At 64.4% G+C, this 24,713-nt stretch carries 24 protein-coding genes and 6 tRNA genes; 9 read left to right on the top strand and 21 right to left on the bottom strand.

Features of this window, described 5'->3' with window-relative positions; genetic code table 11:
- Positions 1 to 5: 5 nt before the first annotated feature.
- A complete protein-coding gene (locus BM382_RS24150; protein WP_011060094.1) occupies positions 6 to 665 on the bottom strand; it encodes a transglutaminase-like domain-containing protein in 660 nt (219 codons plus the stop codon).
- Positions 666 to 879: 214 nt separating this feature from the next.
- Between BM382_RS24150 and BM382_RS24145 the strand changes: the two genes are divergently transcribed.
- Positions 880 to 3,327, top strand: a complete 2,448-nt coding sequence (locus BM382_RS24145; RefSeq protein ID WP_011060093.1) for an acyl-CoA dehydrogenase — start codon at positions 880 to 882, stop codon at positions 3,325 to 3,327.
- Positions 3,328 to 3,413: 86 nt separating this feature from the next.
- Positions 3,414 to 3,821, top strand: a complete 408-nt coding sequence (locus BM382_RS24140; RefSeq protein WP_011060092.1) for a PA2817 family protein — start codon at positions 3,414 to 3,416, stop codon at positions 3,819 to 3,821.
- Positions 3,822 to 3,927: 106 nt separating this feature from the next.
- Here the strand turns inward: BM382_RS24140 and BM382_RS24135 are convergent, their stop codons facing one another.
- Positions 3,928 to 4,881: a LysR family transcriptional regulator gene (locus BM382_RS24135; RefSeq protein ID WP_011060091.1), complete on the bottom strand. Its 954-nt coding sequence runs from the start codon at positions 4,879 to 4,881 to the stop codon at positions 3,928 to 3,930.
- 89 nt (positions 4,882 to 4,970) lie between these two features.
- Between BM382_RS24135 and BM382_RS24130 the strand changes: the two genes are divergently transcribed.
- Both BM382_RS24130 and BM382_RS24125 read left to right on the top strand, forming a co-directional pair.
- On the top strand, positions 4,971 to 5,597 hold the full coding sequence (locus BM382_RS24130; RefSeq protein WP_072444192.1) for an alanyl-tRNA editing protein: 627 nt from the start codon (positions 4,971 to 4,973) through the stop codon (positions 5,595 to 5,597).
- Positions 5,598 to 5,638: 41 nt separating this feature from the next.
- On the top strand, positions 5,639 to 6,271 hold the full coding sequence (locus BM382_RS24125; protein WP_015634690.1) for a LysE family translocator: 633 nt from the start codon (positions 5,639 to 5,641) through the stop codon (positions 6,269 to 6,271).
- 121 nt (positions 6,272 to 6,392) lie between these two features.
- Here the strand turns inward: BM382_RS24125 and BM382_RS24120 are convergent.
- From BM382_RS24120 to BM382_RS24095, 6 genes are all read right to left on the bottom strand, one after another.
- Positions 6,393 to 6,468: transfer RNA gene (locus BM382_RS24120), tRNA-Gly, on the bottom strand.
- Positions 6,469 to 6,471: 3 nt separating this feature from the next.
- A tRNA-Glu gene (locus tag BM382_RS24115) sits at positions 6,472 to 6,547 on the bottom strand.
- A 104-nt stretch (positions 6,548 to 6,651) separates the two neighbouring features.
- A tRNA-Gly gene (locus tag BM382_RS24110) sits at positions 6,652 to 6,727 on the bottom strand.
- A gap of 3 nt (positions 6,728 to 6,730) precedes the next feature.
- Positions 6,731 to 6,806: transfer RNA gene (locus BM382_RS24105), tRNA-Glu, on the bottom strand.
- 105 nt (positions 6,807 to 6,911) lie between these two features.
- Positions 6,912 to 6,987 (bottom strand) — tRNA-Gly (locus BM382_RS24100).
- A gap of 2 nt (positions 6,988 to 6,989) precedes the next feature.
- Positions 6,990 to 7,065: transfer RNA gene (locus BM382_RS24095), tRNA-Glu, on the bottom strand.
- A 379-nt stretch (positions 7,066 to 7,444) separates the two neighbouring features.
- On the opposite strand from BM382_RS24095, the gene BM382_RS24090 reads away from it, so the two are divergent.
- The gene (locus tag BM382_RS24090) at positions 7,445 to 8,203 is read left to right on the top strand and encodes a hypothetical protein (protein WP_015634689.1); all 759 of its coding nucleotides are present in this window, start codon (positions 7,445 to 7,447) and stop codon (positions 8,201 to 8,203) included.
- Positions 8,204 to 8,266: 63 nt separating this feature from the next.
- On the opposite strand, the gene BM382_RS24085 is transcribed toward BM382_RS24090, so the two are convergent.
- Positions 8,267 to 10,237, bottom strand: coding sequence for a methyl-accepting chemotaxis protein (locus tag BM382_RS24085; RefSeq protein WP_011060087.1), 1,971 nt, complete (start codon positions 10,235 to 10,237; stop codon positions 8,267 to 8,269).
- A gap of 175 nt (positions 10,238 to 10,412) precedes the next feature.
- The gene (locus tag BM382_RS24080; protein WP_011060086.1) at positions 10,413 to 11,174 is read right to left on the bottom strand and encodes an SDR family oxidoreductase; all 762 of its coding nucleotides are present in this window, start codon (positions 11,172 to 11,174) and stop codon (positions 10,413 to 10,415) included.
- Between the two features lie 237 nt (positions 11,175 to 11,411).
- Between BM382_RS24080 and BM382_RS24075 the strand changes: the two genes are divergently transcribed.
- Entirely contained in the window at positions 11,412 to 12,416 is a 1,005-nt protein-coding gene (locus BM382_RS24075; RefSeq protein WP_019095878.1) for an NADP-dependent oxidoreductase, read from the top strand.
- Between the two features lie 105 nt (positions 12,417 to 12,521).
- On the opposite strand, the gene pyrF is transcribed toward BM382_RS24075, so the two are convergent.
- Positions 12,522 to 13,223 (bottom strand): orotidine-5'-phosphate decarboxylase, encoded by a 702-nt coding sequence (gene pyrF, locus BM382_RS24070; RefSeq protein WP_011060084.1) that lies wholly within the window; start codon positions 13,221 to 13,223, stop codon positions 12,522 to 12,524.
- A gap of 317 nt (positions 13,224 to 13,540) precedes the next feature.
- Between pyrF and BM382_RS24065 the strand changes: the two genes are divergently transcribed.
- From BM382_RS24065 to BM382_RS24055, 3 genes are all read left to right on the top strand, one after another.
- Entirely contained in the window at positions 13,541 to 14,305 is a 765-nt protein-coding gene (locus tag BM382_RS24065) for a response regulator (RefSeq protein ID WP_011060083.1), read from the top strand.
- A complete protein-coding gene (locus BM382_RS24060; RefSeq protein WP_019095148.1) occupies positions 14,305 to 15,345 on the top strand; it encodes a sensor histidine kinase in 1,041 nt (346 codons plus the stop codon). Before BM382_RS24065 ends, BM382_RS24060 begins: the two co-directional genes overlap by 1 nt.
- Positions 15,346 to 15,458: 113 nt before the next feature.
- A complete protein-coding gene (locus BM382_RS24055) occupies positions 15,459 to 16,085 on the top strand; it encodes an EF-hand domain-containing protein (protein WP_011060081.1) in 627 nt (208 codons plus the stop codon).
- A 39-nt stretch (positions 16,086 to 16,124) separates the two neighbouring features.
- Here BM382_RS24055 and BM382_RS24050 read toward each other — a convergent pair whose 3' ends face one another.
- The 10 genes from BM382_RS24050 to BM382_RS24005 all read right to left on the bottom strand — a co-directional run bounded on the left by BM382_RS24050 (position 16,125) and on the right by BM382_RS24005 (position 24,680).
- A complete protein-coding gene (locus BM382_RS24050) occupies positions 16,125 to 17,177 on the bottom strand; it encodes an AI-2E family transporter (protein ID WP_011060080.1) in 1,053 nt (350 codons plus the stop codon).
- A gap of 69 nt (positions 17,178 to 17,246) precedes the next feature.
- Positions 17,247 to 18,050 (bottom strand): DUF4892 domain-containing protein, encoded by an 804-nt coding sequence (locus BM382_RS24045; protein ID WP_026020223.1) that lies wholly within the window; start codon positions 18,048 to 18,050, stop codon positions 17,247 to 17,249.
- 8 nt (positions 18,051 to 18,058) lie between these two features.
- Positions 18,059 to 18,718 (bottom strand): glutathione S-transferase family protein, encoded by a 660-nt coding sequence (locus BM382_RS24040; protein ID WP_011060078.1) that lies wholly within the window; start codon positions 18,716 to 18,718, stop codon positions 18,059 to 18,061.
- A gap of 50 nt (positions 18,719 to 18,768) precedes the next feature.
- Positions 18,769 to 19,623, bottom strand: a complete 855-nt coding sequence (locus BM382_RS24035; RefSeq protein WP_011060077.1) for an alpha/beta hydrolase — start codon at positions 19,621 to 19,623, stop codon at positions 18,769 to 18,771.
- On the bottom strand, positions 19,620 to 20,414 hold the full coding sequence (locus BM382_RS24030; protein WP_011060076.1) for an alpha/beta fold hydrolase: 795 nt from the start codon (positions 20,412 to 20,414) through the stop codon (positions 19,620 to 19,622). The genes BM382_RS24035 and BM382_RS24030 overlap by 4 nt, the downstream gene beginning before the upstream one ends.
- A 114-nt stretch (positions 20,415 to 20,528) precedes the next feature.
- Complete coding sequence (locus BM382_RS24025; RefSeq protein WP_011060075.1) at positions 20,529 to 20,972, bottom strand: hotdog fold thioesterase; 444 nt, start codon at positions 20,970 to 20,972, stop codon at positions 20,529 to 20,531.
- A gap of 31 nt (positions 20,973 to 21,003) precedes the next feature.
- Positions 21,004 to 22,671, bottom strand: coding sequence for an AMP-binding protein (locus BM382_RS24020; RefSeq protein WP_072444194.1), 1,668 nt, complete (start codon positions 22,669 to 22,671; stop codon positions 21,004 to 21,006).
- A 171-nt stretch (positions 22,672 to 22,842) separates the two neighbouring features.
- The gene (sixA, locus tag BM382_RS24015; RefSeq protein WP_011060073.1) at positions 22,843 to 23,292 is read right to left on the bottom strand and encodes a phosphohistidine phosphatase SixA; all 450 of its coding nucleotides are present in this window, start codon (positions 23,290 to 23,292) and stop codon (positions 22,843 to 22,845) included.
- Positions 23,289 to 23,636 carry a DUF4389 domain-containing protein gene (locus BM382_RS24010; protein WP_011060072.1) on the bottom strand — a complete coding sequence of 116 codons (348 nt, stop codon included), beginning with the start codon at positions 23,634 to 23,636 and terminating at the stop codon, positions 23,289 to 23,291. Before BM382_RS24010 ends, sixA begins: the two co-directional genes overlap by 4 nt.
- An 18-nt stretch (positions 23,637 to 23,654) precedes the next feature.
- Positions 23,655 to 24,680, bottom strand: coding sequence for an NAD(P)H-dependent glycerol-3-phosphate dehydrogenase (locus tag BM382_RS24005; protein ID WP_011060071.1), 1,026 nt, complete (start codon positions 24,678 to 24,680; stop codon positions 23,655 to 23,657).
- Positions 24,681 to 24,713: the final 33 nt, after the last annotated feature.

Here is a 24,713-nt window from a genome sequence, read left to right as displayed (position 1 = left end):
CCTGATCAGCCGCGACTCAAATCGCCGCGCAGGTCTGCCAGCACTTGCGGCTGCTGCGCGTCGAACAGGTGCGGGTAGCATTTTTCCAGGTGGCCGAAAAACAGCTCCTGCGGCACGTCGGCAAACTGCCCGTGGTCCACCAGGTACTCCATCGACTGTTCGCCCTGGCGATTGAAAGGCTGGAAAACGCTGTCCTCCAGGCCGTCGAAATCCAGCGGCGCCACATCGAACATTTCACACAATTGCCGGTTGAACGCCGGCGTGGCCTTGACCCAACGACCCTGCAGATAGAACTCGGTGTAGCCGTGCATGGCGAACACATCGCTGCGCAGCAGCTCCAGCAGCCTGGGTGTGGACAGGTGATTGCGCACATCGGCCAGGCCGATGCGCGCCGGTATCCCGCAATGCCGGGCACAACCGGCGAGCAAGGTGGCCTTGGGCACGCAATAGCTCTCGCCGGTGGCCAGGGCATGGCTGCCGCGCAAGGTCTGGGGATCACGGCTGAAACTGTAGAAGTTGTAGCGTACGGCCTCGCGCACCGCGTAATAGAGGCTGACGGCTTGCTGTCGGGGATCGCGGCTGGCACCGCGATGAGTTTCGGCGAACTCCACCACCGCCGGGTGGTCACTATCGATGAAGCGGCTGGGACGCAGGTACTCGTGCATGGGCATGACCTCCGAGAGGAAGCCTGAGTCTATCGAGGCGTCCGCTCCAGTGATAACGACGTATCGGCCAAAGATCATGGCCCCCACGATCAACCGGGCCCGGCCCGCAAGATACAGACTTGCATTGCACCCGCACTGCCCTGCTCACCCGCGCTGTCGAAGGCCGACTACGCTCTGAGGGTGATTTCACCCCTGGTTTCACGGAGGATTGAATATGCTGTTGTTGTGGATACTGGTTCTGGTGCTCGCAGTGGCCTACCTGGCCCATCGCCGTACCGCCCCCCTGCCCGCCCTCGGCGTGGTCGCCATCTACCTCTTGGCCATGGGCGCCTTTAGCCGTGCCCCCGGCTGGCTGCTGCTGATTTTCTGGGTGCTGCTGGCAGCGGTCGCCGTCCCTCTGCTGCTGCCCGATCTGCGGCGCAAGTATTTCAGTGCGCCGCTGTTCAGCTGGTTCCAGAAGGTTCTGCCGCCGATGTCCCAGACCGAGCGCGATGCCATCGATGCCGGCACCGTCTGGTGGGACGGCGAGCTGTTCAGTGGCCGCCCCGACTGGAATACCTTGCTGGCCTACCCCAAGGCCCAGTTGACCGAAGAAGAGCAGGCGTTCATCGACGGCCCGACCGAGGAGCTGTGCGCCATGGTCAGCGACTGGCAGATCGGCCAGCACATGGACCTGCCGGCCGAAGCCTGGGCCCACATCAAGGAGCACGGTTTCTTTGCCCTGATCATTCCCAAGGAGTTCGGCGGCAAGGGCTTCTCGGCCTACGCCCACTCCCAGGTGGCCATGAAGCTGGCCACCCGCAGCGGCGACCTGGCCTCCACCGTGATGGTGCCCAACTCCCTGGGCCCGGCCGAACTGCTGCTGCACTACGGCACCGACGAACAGCGCAATCACTACCTGCCGCGGCTGGCCCGGGGCGACGACATTCCCTGCTTCGCCCTCACCGGTCCCCTGGCCGGCTCCGATGCAGGGGCCATGCCCGACACCGGGATCATCTGCAAAGGCCAATGGCAGGGTGAAGAAACCCTGGGCCTGCGCCTGAACTGGGAAAAGCGCTACATCACCCTGGGCCCGGTGGCCACCCTGCTCGGCCTGGCCTTCAAGGCCCATGACCCGGACCACCTGCTGGGCGACCAGGAAGACCTGGGCATCAGCCTGGCACTGATCCCCACCGACACCCCCGGGGTGGATATCGGTCGCCGCCACCTGCCCCTGGGCGCGGCCTTCATGAACGGCCCGAACTCCGGCAAGGACGTGTTCATTCCCCTGGACTTCCTCATCGGCGGCCAGGAAATGCTCGGCAAGGGCTGGATGATGCTGATGAATTGCCTGTCCGTGGGCCGTTCGATCTCCCTGCCCGCGGTGGGCACCGGCGCCGCCAAATTCACCAGCCTGGTGACCGGCCAGTACGCCCAGGTGCGGGAGCAGTTCAACGTGCCCCTCGCCGCCTTCGAGGGCATCCAGGAGGCTCTGGCCCGCCTCGGCGGCAATGCCTGGCTGATGGACAGTGCACGCATGCTCACTGCCAACGCCGTGGACCTGGGGGAAAAACCCTCGGTGCTGTCGGCGATCCTCAAGTACCACCTCACCGAGCGCGGCCGCGAGTGCATCAGCCACGCCATGGACGTGCACGGCGGCAAGGGCATCATCATGGGCCCCAACAACTACCTGGGCCGCAGCTGGCAAGGAGCGCCGATCTTCATCACCGTGGAAGGCGCCAACATCCTTTCGCGCAACCTGATGATCTTCGGCCAGGGGGCAATCCGCTGCCATCCGTTCGTGCTCAAGGAAATGGCCCTGGCCGGTCGCGAAGACCACGACCAGGCGCTGCAGGAGTTCGACGCCCTGCTGCTCAAGCACATAGGTTTCGCCGTGAGCAACGCCGCCAGCACCCTGGTGCTGAACCTCGGCCTGGGCCACTTCGAACACGTTCCGGGAGACAAGGTCAGCCAGGGCTACTTCCGTGCCCTGAACCGCCAGGCCGCGGCCTTCGCCCTGCTGGCGGACTTCTCGATGATGCTGCTGGGGGGCGAACTCAAACGCCGCGAACGCCTTTCCGCCCGCCTGGGGGATGTGCTCAGCCACCTGTACCTGGCGTCGGCAGCGCTCAAGCGCTACCACGACCTGGACTCCCCGGAATACCTGCGCCCCCTGCTGGCCTGGGCCATGGAAGAGAGCCTCGGGCATTCCGAACGGGCCCTGGACGAGTTGCTCAGCAACTTCCCCAACCGGGTGTTCGGTTGCGTGCTGCGGGTGCTGGTGTTCCCCTTCGGCCGTCGCCATACCGGGCCATCGGACCAGCTGGATGCCGAAGTGGCGGCGATCATCGGTCGAGCCCAGGGCGATCCGGCCCTGGAAGCGGTGCTTGCCGGCTGCTACCGCCCGCAATCCAAGGACGACCCGGTGGGCGCCCTGCAACATGCCAGCAACCTGCTGAGCGCCGTGCACCCGTTGCACAAGAAGCTCCACGAAGCGCTGAAAAGCGGCCAGGTCAAACCGGCTGCCGGCGAATCGGCCATCGACGCGGCGCTGGAAGCCGGCGTGCTGCAGGCCGCCGAGGCCCAGAGCCTGCACGAGGCCGAGGCGGCGCGGCGCAAGGTCATCGATGTGGATGATTTTGCTAAGGAGGAGCTGACCCTAAGCGAAGGCAAGACCCGCTAGACGGCCGCCTTCGGGGCAGGTCGATTATGAAACCGGGCGCGGGAGCTATATACTCCCGCGCCCGTTTTGCTCTTGAGGACCCTGTCATGTCCAACATCGTCGCCGATCATCTCGTCCTGCTGGACCACCTGCGCAGCATCCTGGTCGCCGTAGGTGAAGCCGAACAGGTGCCCGAGGAAAGCCACGCGCTGTTCCTGGAGCGCTTCGACGAACTGCGCGCCTCGCTGCCGATCGACCCGATCGAAAGCCAGTACCTGGGCCAGGACCTGCTGTGCCAGATCATGCAGCGCTACCCGCAGATCGCCCACCTGGTGCCTCGTGACCTGCTGTGGTTCTTCGCCGGTGACTGCCTGCACTACATGCCCGATGAAGAAATCGACCTGTACCAGGCCCTGGAAGAGCGCCGTTTCGAAGCCGAGCAGAACGACGAGCCCTTCGACTGGAACCAGGAAAAGCAGCTGCTGGCGCTTTCTGCCCAGGACAGCAAGCACTGATCACTGCGCCCGGCGCAACCAAGGCCCGCACGGTTCGCCCGGCGGGCCTTTTTCATGGGCGCCTTTTAGCGCCGGCTTGTCAGAGAATTCGCTGGCAAGCCAGCTCCTACAGCGGGCGTTCCGCTTTGCCCGGGCGGTTGAGGGTCGGCTCCTTGGCCAGGCACTCCACCAGGTAGTCGATGAAAACCCGCAACTTGGGCGGCAGGTAACGGGTCGGTGAATGCAGCAGCCAGGCACCGCCGTGGTAGGAGGCCAGGAAGGTCCACTCCGGCAGCACCTGGACGATCAGCCCCTGCTCCAGGGCATGGCGCGCGGTGAAGTACGGCAGGCTGCCGATCCCCAGGTGTTGCAACACCGCATCCAGGCGCACCCCGGTGTGGTTGGCCGCATAGCGCCCGCGCACCCCCACCGTGACCGCCTTGCTGCCCTGGGTGAATTTCCAGCGCGCATCGCTGGGGGTCTCGCCCAGGTAGATGCAACTGTGCTGGCGCAGGTCCTGGGGATGGGCCGGCGTACCGTGCTCGGCCAGGTACTGCGGGGTGGCACAGAGCAGGTGATCGATGCGCAACAGCTGGCGGCCGATCAACCCGGGCGGCGGGCGGTCGGTGATGCGGATCGCCAGGTCGACGTTGTCGTCAATCAGGTCGACATCGCGGTCCTCATGCAGCAGTTCCACATCGACCTGGGGATAGCGCCGCAGAAACTCCGGCATGTGCGGGTGCACCACGAAACGCCCCACCGCCTTGGGCACGCTGACCCGCACCACGCCTTCGGCTTCGTGGGTGAACTGGCCGCTGACCTCCATCACCGAACGGGCCGCACTGACCATTTCACTGCAACGCTTGAACACCTCTTCGCCACCGTCGCTCAAGCGCAACTTGCGTGTGGTGCGCTGCAACAACCGGGTGGCCAGGGCCTTTTCCAGGCGCGAGATGCTGCGGCTGACCGCCGAAGGCGAGGAGCCCAGCTGGCGTGCCGCCTCGGAGAAGCTGCCGGTCTCCACGACCCTGACGAAAATGGCCATTTCTGCCAGCAAAGGCAGGGGTAGATTTATGCTCATGACGCAATAGTCCATTGAGTTTCGAACGGATTATCACGCAATTGCCCAGGCCGCATAATAAAAAAACACTGAATTCCAGGGTTAGAGAAATGACGCGGCGCCTGTATTACGACAATGACCAGTTACTGACCTCCGTCGAGGTCCTGAGCTGCATCCCCCACGAACAGCAATTCGCGATCACCCTCAACGCCACGCCCTTCCACCCCCAGGGTGGCGGCCAGCCCAGCGATACCGGCTGGATCGGCCAGGCCGCCGTTCTGCGGGTGGCCCAGGAAGGCGAGCAGATCGTGCATTACCTGGACCAGCCGCTGGAGCCGGGCATTTTCGAGGCCCGGGTCGATGAGGCCGCGCGCCTGTTCAACAGCCGCATGCACTCCGCCGGGCACCTGATCGGCCACTTCGTGCAAAGCCAGGGCTGGATACCGATCAAGGCCCATCACTGGCCAGGTGAAGGCCGGGTGTCGTTCAAACCGGCAGAGCAGCCCCGGGAGATCGACGGCGCCAGCGTGCAGGACGCGATTGCGCTGTGGATAGAGGCCGACCTGGAACGGCATAGCACAATGGCGGACGGTTCGCGCCAGATCAGCTTTGGCCAACTGCCGGCCTATGGTTGCGGCGGCACCCACGTCAGCCACCTGCAGCAGTTGGGCGCGGTGCTCATCACCGCGGTCTCACTCAAGAAAGGCACCCTTTCGGTCAGTTATAGCCTCGACTGAAAACGGCCTGCCACTCAATCATCCTGCTTTGCGGAGTCCGCATGCTGTCCAACTATCTTGGCGAGTTCCTCGCCCTGGCCCTGGTTCACTTTCTCGCGGTGGTCGCTCCCGGGCCGGATTTTGCCGTGACCATCCGCCAGAGCGTGCGCTTTGGCCGCATGACCGGGGTCTGTACCGCCCTGGGCATCGGCGCCGGCATCTCGGTGCACGTGCTCTACACCCTGCTGGGGGTGGGCGCCCTGATGCACGCTACGCCCTGGTTGCTGAGCGCGGCCAAGCTGCTGGGCGGCGCCTACATTCTGTACTTGGGTATCAGCCTGCTGCGCAGCAAGGCCAAGACCAGCCTTCCCGGCGAGGCGCCCACCGATGAGCCCCAACAGACCTTGCTGCGAGCCTTTACCACGGGGTTTCTGACCAATGCCACCAACCCCAAGGCGACCCTGTTTTTCCTGGCGATCTTCACCACCCTGGTCAGCGCCACCACCCCACTGAGCATCCAGGCCCTATATGGCGCCTGGATGTGCCTGGTGAATGCGCTGTGGTTCGTGATCGTCGCGCTGTTCTTCTCCAGCTCTCGGGTGCGCTTGCTGTTCATGCGCCTGGGGCACTGGTTCGAGCGCTGCATGGGGCTGATCCTGCTGCTGTTCGCCGGGCGGTTGCTGCTGTCGCTGTAGGCAAGGCAAACGACAAAGGCCCGCGCAGGTGTACTGGCGGGCCTTTTTGCTGGGCACTGGCTGCAGCGTTGAATCGCAGGCAAACAAAAACGCCGCTCAATGAGCGGCGTTCTTGTGAATTTGGAGCGGGAAACGAGACTCGAACTCGCGACCCCGACCTTGGCAAGGTCGTGCTCTACCAACTGAGCTATTCCCGCAAATGGCGTCCCCTAGGGGACTCGAACCCCTGTTACCGCCGTGAAAGGGCGGTGTCCTAGGCCACTAGACGAAGGGGACACGCTAACCGCAACACATGGTGTGTGTTTCGGCGCCCAGAGCCGCGTCCGAAGACTCGGGTTCTGGTTTCACTCAGCCCCGCCCGAAGGCAGTGCTGCTTAAATTGGAGCGGGAAACGAGACTCGAACTCGCGACCCCGACCTTGGCAAGGTCGTGCTCTACCAACTGAGCTATTCCCGCAAATGGCGTCCCCTAGGGGACTCGAACCCCTGTTACCGCCGTGAAAGGGCGGTGTCCTAGGCCACTAGACGAAGGGGACACGCTACCCGGAACACATGGTGTGTGTTTCGGTGTCCAGAGCCGCATCCGAAGACTTGGGTTCTGGTTTCACTCAGCCTCGCCCGAAAGCCAGACTGTTTAAAATTGGAGCGGGAAACGAGACTCGAACTCGCGACCCCGACCTTGGCAAGGTCGTGCTCTACCAACTGAGCTATTCCCGCAATGGCGTCCCCTAGGGGACTCGAACCCCTGTTACCGCCGTGAAAGGGCGGTGTCCTAGGCCACTAGACGAAGGGGACACGCTACAGCATTCACTTCCTTCAACGTTTTGCTATTTGCTTTCCGTTGAAAGTGGCGCGCATTCTATGGATGCTTTGGGAGGCCGTCAACCCCCAGATATAATTTTATTTAAATCAATGACTTCGGAGCTGTTTTAGGCCCGCTTCAGGGTTTTCTGCCGTCCGCGCTTTGACGCCTATATTCTGGCACTCGACAAGGCGTTATAGTCCTCCACAGCCGGTGATGGCAATTTGAACCCTTGGATCCCCCGAGGCAAATGCCACCTATATAAGCAGCACAATCCATGCCCGGCTCGTCGAGCGGCGCTATGCGTCTAAATGCCAAGCCACTACACTCGCACGCGAATCCCATAACGAGGTTTTAACGGTGACACCACTCATGATCACCCTGCTGGTAATAGCCGGGATCGCACTATTGATCGCCATTGGCTACATGAACCATGTGGTGGAAAACAACAAACTGGAAAAAGCCCGCACCAAGGTCGAACTCAATGATCGCCTGCGTCGTTGCGGCGAGATCACCGAAACCTTCCCCGGCCAGTTCATGTCACCGGCCCTCAAGCTGCTGCTGACGCGCCTGGAGCTGAACGTCGTTCAGCGCATGCTCAACCTCGATAAAACCGACAGCGCCCTCAAGGCTCGCCTGGCTGAGCTCAATACCCTGGTGGGCCAGGGCGAGTCGATCCCGGTGAACAACCCACCGGCACCGATCCAGACCGAAGCCAAGGCCAAGGACGTGCGCTTCCTGCTGGAGGCCATGCACGGCCAGGTCACTCGCGCCGCCCACGACGGTTTCCTGCAGCCCAACGAAGCCAAGCGCTGGATCAAGGAGATCCGCCACATCCTGGTGCTGCTGCATATCGAGTTCTTCAACAACCTGGGCCAGTACGCCCTGCAGCAGAATCAGCCGGGCCAGGCCCGGCTGGCCTTCGAGCGTGGCGTGCAGTACCTGCGCAAGCAGCCGGACCCGGCGGTCTACAAGGAGCAACTGGAATACCTGGACAAACTCCTGGCCCGGGCCAATGCCATGGTGCTGTCGACCCTGGAACCTGCCCCGGACGAAGACAACCAGCTGACCCAGGGCCTCAAGACCGTGGAAGCCGACGCCGACTGGAAAAAGAAAGCCATCTACGACTGACAGAAAAAACCCTTGCCTGGAACACCCGGGCAAGGGTTTTAGAACGCTGCGCCCTCCCCGCCGCTACAAGCGGAAATGCCCCACCATCCCCTTCAGTTCCACGCCCAACTGCGCCAGCTCGATGCTCGACGCGGCGTTGCCCTGCATCGCCAGGGACGACTGATCGGCACTGGCGCGAATGCTGGTGACGCTGCGGTTGATCTCTTCGGCCACCGAACTCTGCTGCTCGGCCGCAGCGGCGATCTGCTGGTTCATCTGCTGGATCAATGACACCGCCGCGGCAATGCTGCCCAGGGCGCTTTCGGTCTGCAGGGCATCGCTGACCGCCAGCTTCACCAGCTCGCCACTGCTCTGGATCTGCTGCACCGAGGAGTCGGCCGCCGCGTGCAGAGCCGTCACCAACCGGGCGATCTCTTCGGTGGACTGCTGCGTGCGTTTCGCCAGGGCCCGCACTTCATCGGCCACCACCGCAAACCCCCGGCCCTGCTCCCCGGCCCTGGCGGCTTCGATAGCGGCGTTGAGGGCCAGCAGGTTGGTCTGCTCGGCCACGCTCTTGATCACATCCAGCACGCTACCGATGTTGTCGATTTCCGCGCTCAGGCTCTCGATACCACTGCTGGCACGGCTGGCGGAATCCGCCAGTTGCTCGATGCGCTGCATGCTCTGGCGCACCACTTGCTGGCCACTTTCGACCTTGTCGTCCGCCGCCTGGGCGGCTTGGGCGGCCTCCTCGGCATTGCGCGCCACATCGTGCACCGTGGCGGTCATCTGATTCATGGCCGTGGCCACTTGCTCGGTTTCTTCCTTCTGGGTGCTGACTTCCAGGTTGGTCTGCTCGGTCACCGTGGACAGCGACTGAGCCGAACTGGCCAGTTGCTCGATCCCCGCCTGCAGGCCACTGACAATGCCGCTCAGGCCGCTGCCCATCTGCTGCATGGCCTGCATCAACTGACCGATCTCGTCACGTCGGGTCACCTCCACGGTCGCGGTCAGATCACCGGCGGCAATCTGCTGAGCCACGTGCATCACACTGCGCAACGGGCGCACGATCAGGCGGGTGACGCTCAAGGCCGCCAACAGCCCCACCAACAGCGCCAAGGCCGAGGAGCCGATGATCAGCAGGGAGTTCTTGTCCAGTTCCCCCAGCATCGAATGCTCTTGCGCCCCGTACGCCTGATCAACCCGCGCCATCACCTGGGCGGCGCGCTCATGCAACTGCTGATAGACCTGCTTCTCCTGGGCCAGCAACCCGGTGTACTCGTTGAGCTTCTCGCTGAAGTTGCCGATGTGCCCCGAGACTTCGTTGAGCACCGTCTGATAGCCCGCATCCTTGACCGTGGCCTTCAACTGCTCGGCCTGGGCCAGGGCCTGATCGGCCTGCTCGATCTTGCCCTGCTCGGCGGGCTCCTGGTCGCCGCCCTTGCGGTTCTGATCCAGGCGCAACCGGGCCTCATTCATGGCCTGCAGCATCAGGCGTGAAACCTGGCTGATCTGATTGGCCTGCTCGATGAATTCGGCACCATCCTTGCCCTGGGATTCCTTGAGCGTATAGGCACCGTCATCCGCCAGCCCGGCCTGCAGCACGTCCAGGTTATTGGCCACGCTGGACACCGACCAACTGGCCATTTCCAGGGCCAGGTCCTTGGCCTGGGTCAGCTCGACGAACTCGTCGAAGGCCTTGCGATAGTCCGCCAGCGCCAGTTCCACATCGCCCATCGCGGTCTGGTTGGCCGCCGACCGCACCTTGAGCTGCTGGGCCAGGGCCTGCAGGCCTTCCAGGCTTTCATGCAGGCTGTCCACGGTCTTGCTGTCGCCGTGCAGGGCGTAGTCCTGCTCCTGCAGCCGCACCTTGAGCACGCCGCTATTGAGCTGGGACATCTGCTTGAGGCCATCGAAGCGCTGGCTGATGGTCTGCAGGGACCAGACACCGATCCCCGCCACCAGAGCGGTTAGGAGCAACACCAGGGCAAACCCGATGCCCAGTTTCTTTGCCATGCCCAGGTTGGCAAAACGTCCACTTGCGGCCGAAGTCATGGTGCGCAGTCCCCTTCCAATCCCCAATGGCAATAGGGCCATCTTGTCTTGGCGAAGGGTCGCAACGGCATGCACCGGCGCACAAGTCTCTGACATCGGAATAATGGCAAAAAGCTACGCCGAGGTCGTTTTCAGGACACTGGAGGTCGATTCCATCGGGCCCCGGCCATCGGCATCAGATCGCGGTGGCCCCGCCGTCGACCGCCAGTGCATGGCCGGTGGTAAAGGCCGCGCCATCGCTGCACAGGTAGAGCACCGCACTGGCGATCTCCTCGACCTTGCCGATGCGCCCCACCGGGTGCATGGCCGCGGCGAACTCGGCCTTCTTCGGGTCCGCCTCGTAGGCACGGCGGAACATGTCGGTGTCGATCACCGCCGGGCATACCGCGTTCACGCGGATTTTCTTCTTCGCATATTCGATGGCCGCCGACTTGGTCAGGCCGATCACCGCATGCTTGGAGGCCGCATAGATGCTCATCTTCGGCGCCGCGCCCAGGCCCGCCACCGAGGCGGTGTTGACGATCGCCCCACCGCCCTGGGCCAGCAGCAGCGGCAACTGGTACTTCATGCACAGCCAGACCCCTTTGACGTTGACCCCCATGATGGCGTCGAACTCATCCATGGAGCCCTCCGCAAGGCGGCCCTTTTCGATCTCGATACCGGCATTGTTGAAGGCGTAATCCAGGCGCCCATAGGCTTCGATGGTGCGGGCCATGAGGCTTTGCACATCCGCCTCCAGGGTAACGTTGCACGGCACGAACAATGCCTCGCCACCGGCCTCGCGGATCAGCGCCACGGTGCCCTCGCCCCCCGCCGTGTCCAGGTCCGCCACCACCACCTTCAAGCCTTGTGCGGCAAATGCCTGGGCGGTGGCGCGGCCGATACCATTGGCTGCGCCGGTCACCAGGGCCACCTGGCCGGAAAACGTCATGCTCATTGCAGGAATCCTCGATCGAATGCGGGTCAGCTACCCGGCCCAATCTAGCCACAGCCGGGGCTGGTGGCGTCAGCACTATCAAAAGCCCGGTTGGATGCTCATGCATTCTGGTGATGAATCTGCCGGGGGCTTTATCAGGGCGATCGATTGGCCTCCATTCGCTGCAGCGGCAAACCTTGCGGCACCGAGGCCAAGGGGCTATCAACTAGGGGTTCATTCATCCCACGAGTGCCTGCCATGACCGCCCTGACCAATCGCCAGTTCCTGCTCGCCAAACGCCCCATCGGACCGGCCACCCGCGATACCTTCACCTACCAGCAAGTGGCAGTGGGCGAGCCCGCCGCCGGGCAGATCCTGGTGCAGAACCAATACCTGTCCCTGGACCCGGCCATGCGCGGCTGGATGAACGAGGGCAAGTCCTACATTGCCCCGGTGGCCATCGGCGAGGTCATGCGCGCCCTGGGCGTGGGCCAGGTAATCGCCTCCAGCCACCCCGGTTTCGCGGTGGGCGACTACGTCAATGGTGCACTCGGCGTGCAGGACTACTTCCTCGGCGAGCCCCGGGGCTTCTACAAGGTCGACCCCAAGCTGGCCCCGCTGCCGCTCTACCTGTCAGCCCTGGGCATGACGGGCATGACCGCCTACTTCGCCCTGCTGGACGTGGGCGCGCCCAAGGCCGGCGACACCGTGGTGCTGTCCGGGGCCGCCGGCGCGGTGGGCAGCATTGCCGGGCAGATCGCCAGGATCAAGGGCTGCCGCGTGGTGGGGATTGCCGGCGGCCAGGACAAGTGCCGGTTCCTCATCGACGAGCTGGGTTTTGACGGCGCCATCGACTACAAGAACGAAGACGTCCACGCCGGCCTCAAGCGCGAGTGCCCCAAAGGCGTCGATGTGTATTTCGACAACGTCGGCGGCGACATCCTCGATGCCGTGCTCAGCCGCCTGAACGTCAAGGCGCGGGTGGTGATCTGCGGCGCCATCAGCCAGTACAACAACAAGGAGGCGGTCAAGGGGCCGGCCAACTACCTGTCGCTGCTGGTCAACCGGGCGCGCATGGAGGGGTTCGTGGTGATGGACTATGCCGCGCAGTTCGCCGAAGCCGGGCAGGAAATGGCCGGCTGGATGGCCAAGGGACAGCTCAAGAGCAAGGAGGATATTGTCGAGGGCCTGGAAACCTTCCCGGAAACCCTGGGCAAGCTGTTCAGCGGCGAGAACTTCGGCAAGCTGATACTGAAAGTCTGAATCCGTAGGAGCCGGCTTGTCGGCGACCCGCAACAGCGGCCGGAAAGGGCCGCCAACCGCAAAACCGCTATCGCCGGCAAGCCGGCTCCTACAAGAGGAAGCGTGTTACAGGGCCAGTTCGGCCACGACGTCGGCCAGGGCCTTGGCCGGATCTGCCGCCTGGCTGATGGGGCGACCGATCACCAGGTAATCGGAGCCGGCATCCAGGGCCTGGCGCGGGGTGAGGATCCGCCGCTGGTCGTCCTGGGCGCTGCCCGCCGGGCGAATCCCCGGGGTCACCAGTTGCAGGGACGGATGGGCGCTCTTCAGGGCCTGGGCTTCCAGGGCCGAGCACACCAGGCCGTCCATGCCGGCTTTCTGCGCCAGGGCAGCCAGGCGCAGCACCTGCTCCTGGGGCTCGATGTCCAGGCCGATACCGGCAAGGTCTTCACGCTCCATGCTGGTAAGCACGGTGACGCCGATCAGCAACGGCTTGGGGCCGCTGCGCTGGTCCAGCACTTCGCGGCAGGCAGCCATCATGCGCAGGCCGCCGGAGCAGTGCACATTGACCATCCACACACCCATTTCCGCGGCGGCCTTGACCGCCATGGCGGTGGTGTTGGGAATATCGTGGAACTTCAGGTCCAGGAACACTTCGAAACCCTTGTCCCGCAGGGTCCCGACAATCTCGGCGGCGCAGCTGGTGAACAGCTCCTTGCCGACCTTGACCCGGCACAGTTTGGGGTCCAGTTGATCGGCCAGTTTCAGTGCGGCGTCACGGGTGGGGAAATCCAGGGCGACGATGATAGGAGTCTGGCAGGCGGACATGAAGGGGCTCTCAGGCAAGTCGAAATCGGCGCGGATTGTAGCGCAAGCCGCGCCACTCCGGGACCCGATCAGAGGTAAATCCTCCTCAACGGTGCGCAAGAAGGCCGATTGCCCCGGCAATCGCTCCCCCACGCCACGGCATTTGTATCAACCTCGATACACTGACGACACGTCGGCAACAATCCCCGGCGCTACCCTCGCCAGCCGCAACACCTTCGAACAGCACTTCCAGCCCCCGGGCCGGACGCCTATGCTGAAGCCACAACCCCGCCGTCGCCCTCAGGCGCCGGCAGCCTACCTGGCAGACGACCGCACCCATGCAGAACACTTCAGCCCCTCTCAACGAAGACGCCAAAGCATTGGTCAGTGGCGACGACAAACGCTGGAACACCCGGGCCCTGATCGTCGACGACGACGTGCCGATCCGCGAGTTGCTGATCGACTACCTGGCGCGTTTCAACATTCACGCCAGCGGCGTCACCGACGGCGCGGCGATGCGCCAGGCCCTGCAGGCCGAGCACTTCGACGTGGTGGTGCTGGACCTGATGCTGCCCGGCGAAGACGGCCTGTCCCTGTGCCGCTGGCTGCGTACCGAATCGGACATCCCGATCCTCATGCTCACCGCCCGCTGCGAGCCCACCGATCGCATCATCGGCCTGGAGCTGGGGGCCGACGACTACATGGCCAAGCCTTTCGAGCCACGGGAACTGGTGGCCCGGATCCAGACCATCCTGCGCCGGGTGCGCGACGATCGCAGCGAGCAGCGGGCCAATATCCGCTTCGACAACTGGCGCCTGAACAGCGTGCTGCGCCAACTGATTTCCGCCGATGGCCTGGTGGTGCCGCTGTCCAACGCCGAGTTCCGCCTGCTCTGGGTGTTCATCGAGCGCCCGCGCCGGGTACTGAGCCGCGAACAATTGCTGGACGCCGCCCGCGGCCGATCCATCGAGGCCTTTGATCGCAGCATCGACCTGCTGGTCTCGCGCCTGCGGCAAAAGCTCGGCGACGATCCGAAGTCGCCGCAACTGATCAAGACCGTGCGCGGTGAAGGCTACCTGTTCGACGCCCGGGACATCGGCTGATGCGCGGGCGGTTCGATACGCTGTTCGGCCGCCTGTTCGGCGTCCTGCTGATCGCGATCGTCCTCGCCCACCTGCTGGCGTTCTTCTGGTTTCACCACTACGGCCCGCCCCCGCCGCCGCCCCCTCCCGATTCGGCGCAGTTGATCAATGGCCAGCCGCCGCCCCCTTATCCAAGGCGCCCGCCACGGCCCTGGTTCGGCGGCCCGCTGGTGCCCCTGACGTTCCAGTTCATCTCCCTGATCATCGCTGCCTGGTACGGCGCCAAGCTGTTGTCGCGGCCGATCCAGCGCCTGAGCGCCGCCGCCGAGCGTTTGAGCGAAGACCTCGACAGCCCGCCCCTGGAAGAGGTGGGGCCAAGGGAAGCCCGGCAAGCGGCCAGCACCTTCAACCAGATGCAGAAGCGCATCCGCGAGCAGGTGCAGCAACGCGGGCGCATGCTCGGTGCCGTCTCCCACGACCTGCGCACCCCGTTATCAAGGCTGAAACTGCGCCTGGAGCAGATCGAGGACAGCAAGCTGCAAGGGCAGATGCGCCAGGACCTGGACGACATGATCAAGATGCTCGACGCCACCCTCAGCTACCTGCACGAACAACGCACCAGCGAGGCCGAGCAATGGATGGACGTGCAGGCCCTGGTGGAGTCGCTGTGCGAGAACGCCCAGGACCAGGGCGCCGACGCTCAGGCCCAGGGCCATTGCGCGCCGCTGCTGGTGCAACCCATGGCGTTGCAGTCATGCCTCAACAACCTGCTGGACAACGCCCTGCGCTACGCCGGCCAGGCAACCCTGGCCCTGGAGGACGACCGAGGGCAACTGCTGATCCGGGTCATCGACCACGGCCCGGGGATTGCCGCCGACAAGCGTGAAGCGGTGTTCGAGCCATTCTTTCGCCTGGAAGGCTCGCGCAACCGCAACTCCGGCGGCGTCGGCCTGGGCATGACCATTGCCCGTGAAGCGGCGGAGCGCCTGGGCGGCCAACTGATCCTCGAAGAAACCCCCGGCGGCGGCCTGACCGCGGTATTGCGTCTACCCAGGCCTTGAGCGCCTTGTGTGGCGGCAGGTACAAACCGCCAATACCCAGGACAACTCCCCCCCTGAGGCTGCTTGGGCCGGTGCCCCCCACCGGTTCAATTCATCCGCAGGGAGTGAGCCCCATGATCGATAGCCTCAGCAGCAACTATTCGAGCTATTACAGCTCCAGCAGCACCAGCCGTGGCCAGCAATTGCACAAGGAGCTGTTCGCCAAGCTCGACAGCAACGGTGATGGCGCGGTGGATCAGGACGAGCTGAAAAACGCCCTGTCGCAGAAAAGCGACAACGGCATCCTGGTCAGCCTGAGCAAGAATTTCAGCGACCTGGACAGTGACGGCAGCGGTAGCTTGAGCAGCGATGAAATGGCCGCCATGGCCCCTCCTCCGCCCAAGGACCGCGCCCCCGATACCCACCTGGCGGATGCCCTGCTCGGCGCCCTGGACAGCGATGGCGACGGAGTCATCAGCAGTGACGAACTGAGCACTGCCCTGCAAGCCTCGGGCAACAGCTCCACCAGCAGCGACACCAGCTCGGCTCTGCTGAAGATTCTCGACAGCGACAGCAGTGGCGGCATCAGTAGCGATGAGCTCAAGGCCGCGTTGCAGGCCGGAAGCAACCAGGACAGCGCCCCCCAGGACCCGCAGGCCAACCTCGCCGAAGCTCTGGGCAAGATGATCGCCAGCTTGAGCAAGCAGTATCAGTTGGACACCAGCAGCAGCCTCGGCGGCAGCGTCAACGTCGCTGCCTGACGTCCATTGCCGCTCCCGGGGGGAGCGGCAATCGGTGGTTCAACGCGGCTCCTGGGCCCGGGCCTGGCTGGCGCTCCAGTCCAGCAACAGGCTGTAGGCCACCGCCAGCAGCGTCGGGCCGATGAACAGGCCGATAAAGCCGAAGGCGATCAGGCCACCGAACACTCCCAGCAGCACGATCACCAGCGGCAGGTTGCCGCCGCGGCTGATCAGGTACGGTTTGAGCACGTTGTCCACGCCGCTGATGATGAAAGTGCCCCAGATCCCCAGGAACACCGCCATGCCATATTCGCCTTTCCAGGCCAGCCAGGCGGTAGCCGGGATCCATACCAGGGGCGGGCCCATGGGAATCAGGCTGAGCAGGAAGGTGACGATCCCCAGCACCAGCGCCCCGGGCACTCCGGCAATCAGGAAGCCGATCAGCGCCAGCAGGCCCTGGGCCGCCGCGGTGCCGATCACCCCGTTGACTACCCGTTGCACGGTGCCAGCCACCAGGTCGATGTAGTAGCCGGCGCGCTCGCCGATCAAGCGCTCCAGCAACTTGTGCACGAACAGCGCCAGGCGCGGGCCATCGCGGTAGAAGAAAAACACGAAGACGATGCTCAGGGTCAGTTCCAGAATGCCGCCGCCGATCTGCGCGCTGCGAGCCAACAGCCAGTTGCCCACCTGCCCCAGATAGGGTTTGACCGCCAGCATCAGGGCCGCGCCCTGCTGGTCGATGCTGTTCCACAAGCCCACCAGGCGCTCGCCCACCAATGGCAGGTTGCCGAGCCACTCTGGAGCGGCGGGCAGGCCGTCGACCTGCACGTCCTTGATGAAGGCCGTGGCATCGCGCACATGGTCCGCCAGGTTGAGGCCGAGCCAGACCAGCGGCGCGGCCACCAGCACCATCCAGCCCAGGGTCAGCAGGGCCGCCGCCAGGGATTCGCGGCCATTGAGCCAGCGGGTCAGCAGGCGCATCAGCGGCCAGCTGGCAAACGCCAGCACGGCGCCCCAGAACAGCGCTGACCAGAAAGGCGCCATGACCCAGAAGCTGGCACCGAACAACACCAGGAGCAGGATCTGCACCAGCAGGCGATCGTTATTGGGCATGAAATGTCTCGCGCAAGAAGAACCAGTGAAGAGTAGGCGAACCCGCGAGCGCGGGCTGCCTGAAACAGCCTAACGCAGTAGTTCGAAATGCAGGCCTGCTGCGTCGGTGTTACCGGTTTCCATCCGCGAGGCCAGCACGCCCTGGCCAATCAGCGCCTGGCGCCAGGCTTCGGCCTGCTTGCCGGACAGGCTGATGCGCATGGTGGTGTCCAGGTTCAGCCCGCGGGACAGCAGGTTGAGCCAGGTGGGCTGGGGCTCGGCGAGTTTCGGCAGGTCCAGCTTGCCGGTGTCCTTGAGCTGGCGCAGCAGGGTGGCCGAAGTGGGTAGCAGGTCCCCCAGCGGCGCGCTGGCGTCGAACTGCTCCACATGCAGGTAGGCCCGTCGGTTACCCCGGGTGATGCTGTACAGGGCTACCAGGGAGTTGTCCTGGGGCGCTGCCAGCCGCAGCAGCAGGTAGGCCTGCTGTTCATCGGCGCCAAACAGCTTGGCGTTGCCGAATACTTCGTTGGCCCACAGGCTGCTTTCACCGCAATCGCGGGCCTGGCACCAGAACAGCAGCTCGGCGCCCTGCTTTTGCAGCGCCTCCCTGGCCAGGGTGAAGGCTTCGTTGGATGTGCGCTCGGCGGGCAACTGGTAAGTGATGGCGGTGAGCTTGCCGCGGGCATTGACCTGGCCATCGAAACGCAACTGGCCGCTGATACGGCGGATCGAACCCAGGGGGTAGACGCGCTCCTGCTCCACTTCGGGACGGTAGTCGACGATCTGTGCATCGGCCAGACGGGGGACCAGGGGCAGGTCGTGGCTGCCCGGCAGATCGGCAGCAAGCACCAGGGTGCTTGCCAGGGACAGGCCCAGAACACTGATTGAACGCATGGAAACTCTCATCGGATAAGCATGGCCTGGGCGCCCTTGACGACGCTGGCATCGTCGCTGCGTTGTGGAACCTGCAAGCCTCGCTGCACCGCAGGACGGGCCTCCAGGGCCGCCATCCAGCGTTGCAACGCCGGCAGGCCCTGCACCGAAACCCCGGACCATTCATGGCCGCGCACCCAGGGGAAGGTGGCGATGTCGGCAATGCTGTAGTCGCCGGCCAGGTACTCGGCCTGTTGCAGGCGGCTGTCGAGCACTTCGTACAGGCGCCGGGTCTCGTGCTGATAACGGTCGATGGCGCCCTGCAGCTTCTCCGGGAAATAGCGGAAGAACACATTGGCCTGGCCCTGCATGGGCCCGACCCCGCCCATCTGGAACATCAGCCATTGCATGACCAGCGAACGGCCCTTGGGATCGGCCGGCAACAACTGGCCAGTGCGTTCGGCCAGGTACACCAGGATCGCGCCGGACTCGAACACCGGAAAATCGCCATTGTCGCGATCGACGATGGCCGGAATACGCCCATTGGGATTGATCTTCAGGAACGCTGGGGCCTTTTGCTCCTTCTTGTCGAAACTCAAGGCGTGCACCTCATAGGGCAGGCCGAGTTCCTCAAGCAGGATGGAAACCTTGTGACCATTGGGGGTCGCAGCGGTGTACAGATCTATCATGGTTGTCTCCCATTTCAACCCGCCCAGCCTCGACAGTTGATCCCGTCAAGTCAAGGAACGGCGAAAAACCGATTGAAACAGTCTGCGACAAAGCTGGCACCCGCCTCGTCGTTGAGGTGCAGGTGATGCCCGCCGGGCAACTGCTCAACGCTGAAGGGTAGACGCTGCAACAAGGCCTGGTGCTTGGCCAGCATGCCATCGGCCGCCACCACCAGTTGCGTCGGGCAGGCGACCCGCTGAACAAAGGACATGGCCTGCTCCTCTGTCAGGCGCAGCGGCGAAGCCAGGGTCAAGCGGCTGTCGCTGCGCCAGGTATAGCCCCCGGGCACCGGCATCAGGCCGCGCTGGGCCAGCAGTTCGGCCGCCTCGCGGCTGACCGCCACCAGGCCCTTCATGCGCGCCTCGATGGCCCGCTCCAGGGTGGCGTACACCGGCTTGCTCTTGTTCTGCAGATTCAGCTGTGCCTGCAACGCCATGCCCAGGCGCTCGGCGGCGTCCTCGCCATTGGCCGTCGGCGGGATCACCCCATCGATCAGGGCCAGGTGGCTGACCCGCTCCGGCATCGCCGCCGACAGCACCAGCGAGACGATCGCCCCCAGGGAATGACCGATCAGGGCAAAGCGCTTCCAGCCCAGTTGCTCGGCGGCTTGCAGCACGTCATAGACGTAGTCCCACAGGGCATAGCCGGCCCCCGCCGGGCGATGCCCGGAATGACCGTGGCCGGCCAGGTCCAGGGCAACGATGCGCAGGCCGGCGAGCTTGGGCGCCAGCCGGGCGAAGCTGTTGGCGTTATCCAGCCAGCCATGCAGGGCGATGACCGGCAGACCGTCCTCGGGCCCGAACAGATGGGCCGCCAGTTCGATGTGCGGCAGGTTCAGGCGGACTTCTTCGACGGCGTGGCTCATGCAGGGCTCCGTTGCCAGCGTGTGAACAGCTCCTTGAGCAGCGCCGCGGTGTCCTGGGGGCGCTCAAGGGGAAACATGTGGCCACCGGGCATGGTCAGCGACTCGCCCAGGGGCATGCGCCCGACCGCACTGGTGTGATGGCGCATCACCACCCGGCTCTGCTGTCCGCGCACCACCGCCAGCGGTACCTTGAGCTGGCGCGCACTGCCCGGGCTGGTATGAGGCACGCCGCGGTAGATGCTGATTTCCGTGGCCGGGTCAAAACGCAGGCGCAAGCGATCCCCCACCTGCTGCAGGCCGTGCTGCAGGTAAGCATCCAGGCAATCGGGATCGAAGGCCCGGAACAGCGTCTTGCGGGAGAAGTAACTGCGGGCGGCCTCGATGTCGGCAAACTCTTCGCGGCGCCCCAGGGTGCGCCCGGCCGGAGTCAGCCGGTCGATGAAGCCCAGGCGCTTGGCGGCGCGGATCACCCATTGGTCGGCCCGGGTCAGCACCGGCGAATCGAGCATCACCACCCCCCGATACAGCTCCGGGCAGCGCAGGGCCGCGTGCAGATGCAGCACACCACCCAGCGAATGCCCCACGCCCCAGACCGGCTGGGCCTGCTGTTGCAGGTGATGGATCAGTTCATCCACCAGGCTGCGCCAGTTGTCGTCCACCGGAAAGCGCGGGTCGTGGGCATGCTGCTGCAGATGAGCCACCTCGAATTCCGGCGCCAGGGCAGCAAACAACTTGCCGTACGTGCCGGAGGGAAACCCATTGGCGTGAGCGAAAAACACCTGTTGCGACATACCGACCTATCCATCCACCAAACGAACACCGATTGTCCGCAGGCCCTTGCACCAGGGCAATGACCGTAACGGACAGGAATGCTGACACCCAGGCTCAGCCTATGGCGCGTTGCCTCATTGCGCCGGCGGGTTCTGCCCGAGGGGCACCACCGCCATGGTCAGGCGCGAGACGCAACTGGCCTTGCCTTCATCACTGCTCAGGCGGATGTCCCAGACATGGGTGGTGCGCCCGATATGAATGGCCTTGGCCACCGCCGTGACCCGCCCGGTGCGCAAGCCCCGCAGGTGATTGGCATTGATCTCCAGCCCCACGCAGTAGAACTTGCTGGCGTCGATGCACAGGTAGCTGGCCATGGAGCCGACGGTTTCCGCCAGCACCACCGAGGCCCCGCCGTGCAGCAGCCCGTAGGGCTGGTGGGTGCGATGGTCGATGACCATGCTCGCGGTCAGTGACTGCTCGTCATAGGACTCGAAGCGAATATCCAGCACTTCGCCGATGGTGTTCTTCTGGATCGCGTTCAGTTGCTCGATGTTCGGAGTGGTACGCCATAGACTCATCGCCGCTTCCCTTATGGGTGGTTATTGTCGGTCAATCCTGCCACAGCACGGCTTCGCTGCGCTCGCTCCAGGCTTGAAAACTGCCGCCATAGGTGGCTTCGATCACATTGCGCTTGATCTTCAGGGTTGGAGTGAGAAAGCCGTTTTCCACCGCCCAACTGTCCTTGACCACCACCAGCCGATGCAGCCGCTCGTGCTTGTCCAGGCTGCCATTGACCTGGGCCAGCAGGCTTTCCAGGCTGCTGTGCAAGCCTTCCCGTGCACTGCCGGCGGCGGCCTGCACGCCCGCTGCCGAAAGCACGCACAGGCCCAGGGGGGCAATCAGCCCGTCGCCCACCACGCACACCTGCTCGATATGGGCATGCACCGCCAGGCGGTTCTCGATGGGCGCCGGGGCCACGTACTTGCCCTTGCTGGTCTTGAAGATCTCCTTGAGCCGGCCGGTCAGGCGCAGATTGCCGGCGGCATCCTGCTCCCCCTTGTCGCCGGTGCGCAGGAAACCATCCTCGGTAACGGTTTCGGCGGTCTTCTGCGGGTCCTTGAAATAGCCCTGCATAGTGGCTCCGCTGCGTACCTGGACCTCCCCCGCCTCGTCGATGCGCACCTCGACTTCCGGGCAGGGCCGGCCAATCCAGCCGGGCACATGCTCACCGGAGCGGCCGATATGGGAGTAGCCGCAGCTCTCGGTCATGCCGTACACCTCCAGCACGTCCAGCCCGAGGCGTCGATACCAGTGCAACAGGGTCTGGGGCACCGGTGCCGCTCCCGACAGCGCCACCCGCAACGCGTCCAGCCCGAGCCCGCTCAGCACCTTGTGGCCGACACGCTTGCCGATAAAGGGCAGGCCCAGGAGAAAATCCAGGCGCTTGGCCGGCACCTTGCTGTAGACCCCCATCTGGAACTTGGTCCAGATCCGCGGCACGCCAAACAGCGCGGTGGGCCGGGCTCGCTGCAGGTCGGCGAGGAAGGTATCCAGGCTTTCGGCAAAGAACACCGTCTGCCCGGTATAGATCGCCGCCATCTCGACAAACATGCGCTCGGCCACGTGGCACAGGGGCAGGTAGGACAGCAGCCGGTCCTCGGGGCCCAGGCCGAACATCTGCACACCATGGCTGGCGGCAAAGCCCAGGTTGCCGAAACTGTGCATCACACCCTTGGGCAGCCCGGTGGTGCCGGAGGTATAGATGATGGTGGCCAGCTGATCGGCCGCAGGGCTCGGGCTATCCTCGAGCGGCGGACAGCGTTGCAGGTCTTCCCAACTGAAATCGAAAGGGCCTTCGGGGGCCAGGGGCAAGCGGATGGTGGGCAACCCGGCCTTGATCCCGAGCGCCATTTGCGGCCAGTCGTCAAGCTTGCCGATAAAGGCCAGGGCCGACTCGGAATGCTCCAGCACCTGGGCTACCGACTCGGCCGTGAGATTGGGATACAACGGCACCGAGACATGCCCGGCGATCCAGATCGCCAGGTCGGCAATGACCCAGTGCGCGGAGTTCTTGCCAATGATTGCGATGTGGCTGCCGGAAGGCAGCTGGCGCTCGCGCAGCCATTGGGCGGCACGCCGGGCCTGCTGGCCCACCTCGAACCAGTTCAGCTCCTGCACCTGCCCGCCGGCACTGGGCTGGACCAGAAAGCGCTGCTGGGGATGACGAGCCTCGCGCTCGTAGAACACTTGCAGGGGCAAACGAAAAGCAGCAGACATGACTCGCTCCTTTGTTCTTATTCTGTTCGCGACACCAACCAAGCACTTGCTTGGTGGACTATTCCACGCACAAAGGAGCGCTGCAAGTTAAGAAATGTAGCGGATCGCAACCGGGGATCGGTGGGTTCGAGACAACAACGGCGGCCCGGGCATGCCCTGCCGCCGCGTCCATCAAGGGTGTGTCACGGCATTCAAGGTCATCAGCCCCGCCAGGGGCCAGTCGCCTTCGAGCTCCGCCAGGCTGGCGGTGTTCATCGGCTGCGGATCACGCAGGTGGCCGTGCTGCAACAGGCCGATCAGGTTGCCCACCAGGGGTTGATGGCTGACCAGCAGCAGGTTGTCGGCACTGTCCAGTTGCTCCAGCACCTGCAGCGGGTTGGCCTCGGGGGTGAGCCAGGGCACGGTGCGGATCTCGCCTTCGAACCCCAGGGCCTCGCGCACCAGCTGTGCAGTCTGCTGGGCACGTACATAAGGGCTGGCGAGGATCGCGGCGATGGGCTGGCCGATCAGGTGCGCGGCGCTGCCCAGCACTTCCTCGCGACCGTGGGCCGTGAGGTTGCGCTGGGCATCGGTCGGCGCATGGGACTCGGCCTGGCCGTGACGCAGCACCCACAGCTTCACAGCTTGGGCTCCTCGTCACGCACCGGGTGAGGCGCTGGCGGCACGCTATGGGGAGCTTCGCCTTCAGGCGCCCGGGGAGCGGGCCAATCGGCGAACGGCCAGGGTTTCTGTTCGGTATGGAAGCTGCCGAAACGGCCGATCTGCGCCAGGAACTGGCTCAGGCTATCGCCGAAGTTCATCAGGCCGGCATTCGGCGCGCCGTAGATCAGGCGATAGATCAACTGCACCAGCACCAGCGCGCCCAGGAGAAACTGCGCCACCTGCCACACCAGCACGAATATCAGCATCCACAGCACCCGCAGGAGGATGGACTCGTATTTGGCTTCGGAATTCGTATCGTTCATGTCTGGCTCCTGTGCTGCTCAGTTGAATCCGCTGGTGGAGATAAAGTCGACGTCGGTTTTCGGCTCGCCGCGCATCAAGAGCTCGATTACCTGGTTCAGCGTACGCCCTTCGAACAGGATCGCGTGCAGGCCGGCCACCAGCGGCATGTAGACCCCCAGCTCCTGAGCCTTGACCTTGAGCACCTTGAGGGTGTTGACGCCCTCCGCCACCTCACCCAGGCGGGTCACCGCCTCTTCCAGGCTCAGGCCCTGGCCCAGGGCAAAGCCCACCTGGTAGTTGCGGCTCTTGGGCGAGGAACAGGTGACGATCAGGTCGCCGACCCCGGCCAGGCCGAGGAAGGTCATGGGGTTGGCGCCCTGGCTCACGGCAAAGCGGGTCATTTCCGCCAGCGCCCGGGTAATCAGCATGCTCTTGGTGTTTTCCCCCATGCCCAGGGCCACCGCCATGCCGGCGATGATCGCGTAGACGTTCTTCAGCGCCCCGCCCAGTTCCACACCGAAGCGGTCGGCACTGGCATACACACGGAAGGTGCGGCCGTGCAGCGCGGCCTGGACCCGCTGACAGAGCTCTTCGTCTTCACTGGCGACCACGGTGGCGGTCAGGGCGTGCTCGGCCACTTCCCGAGCCAGGTTGGGGCCGGAAAGTACGCCGATGCGCGCTTGCGGGGCGATGTCCTGGAGGATCTCGCTCATCAGCTTGAAGGTCTGGGCCTCGATGCCCTTGGTCAGGCTGACCAGCAGCTTGCCGCGGAGCAGCTCGGCGTGGGGCGCCAGCACCGAGCGCAGGGCGCTGGAGGGCAAGGCGACAAAGCACAGGTCACTGTCATTGAGGGTGGCCAGCAGGTCGGTGACCGGCTCCACCGCCGGATGAATCTTGATGCCCTTGAGATAGCGCGGATTCTCGCGGTTGACCCGAATGGCCTCGGCCTGCTCGGGGTCGCGCATCCACTGCCGCACCCGATGACCGTTCTCGGCCAGCAGATTGGCCACGGCGGTACCAAAACTTCCGCCTCCCAGGACCGCAATAGGGCGCTGTTGTGTCATATGCAATCCGTTAATCCATAGCAGTGGCGATGG

Source organism: Pseudomonas sp. NFPP25 (assembly GCF_900116505.1).
Classification (GTDB): Bacteria; Pseudomonadota; Gammaproteobacteria; order Pseudomonadales; family Pseudomonadaceae; genus Aquipseudomonas; species Aquipseudomonas protegens.
Note: the sequence above shows the minus strand (reverse complement) of the source record. Positions and strands in the feature narration are given on the sequence as shown.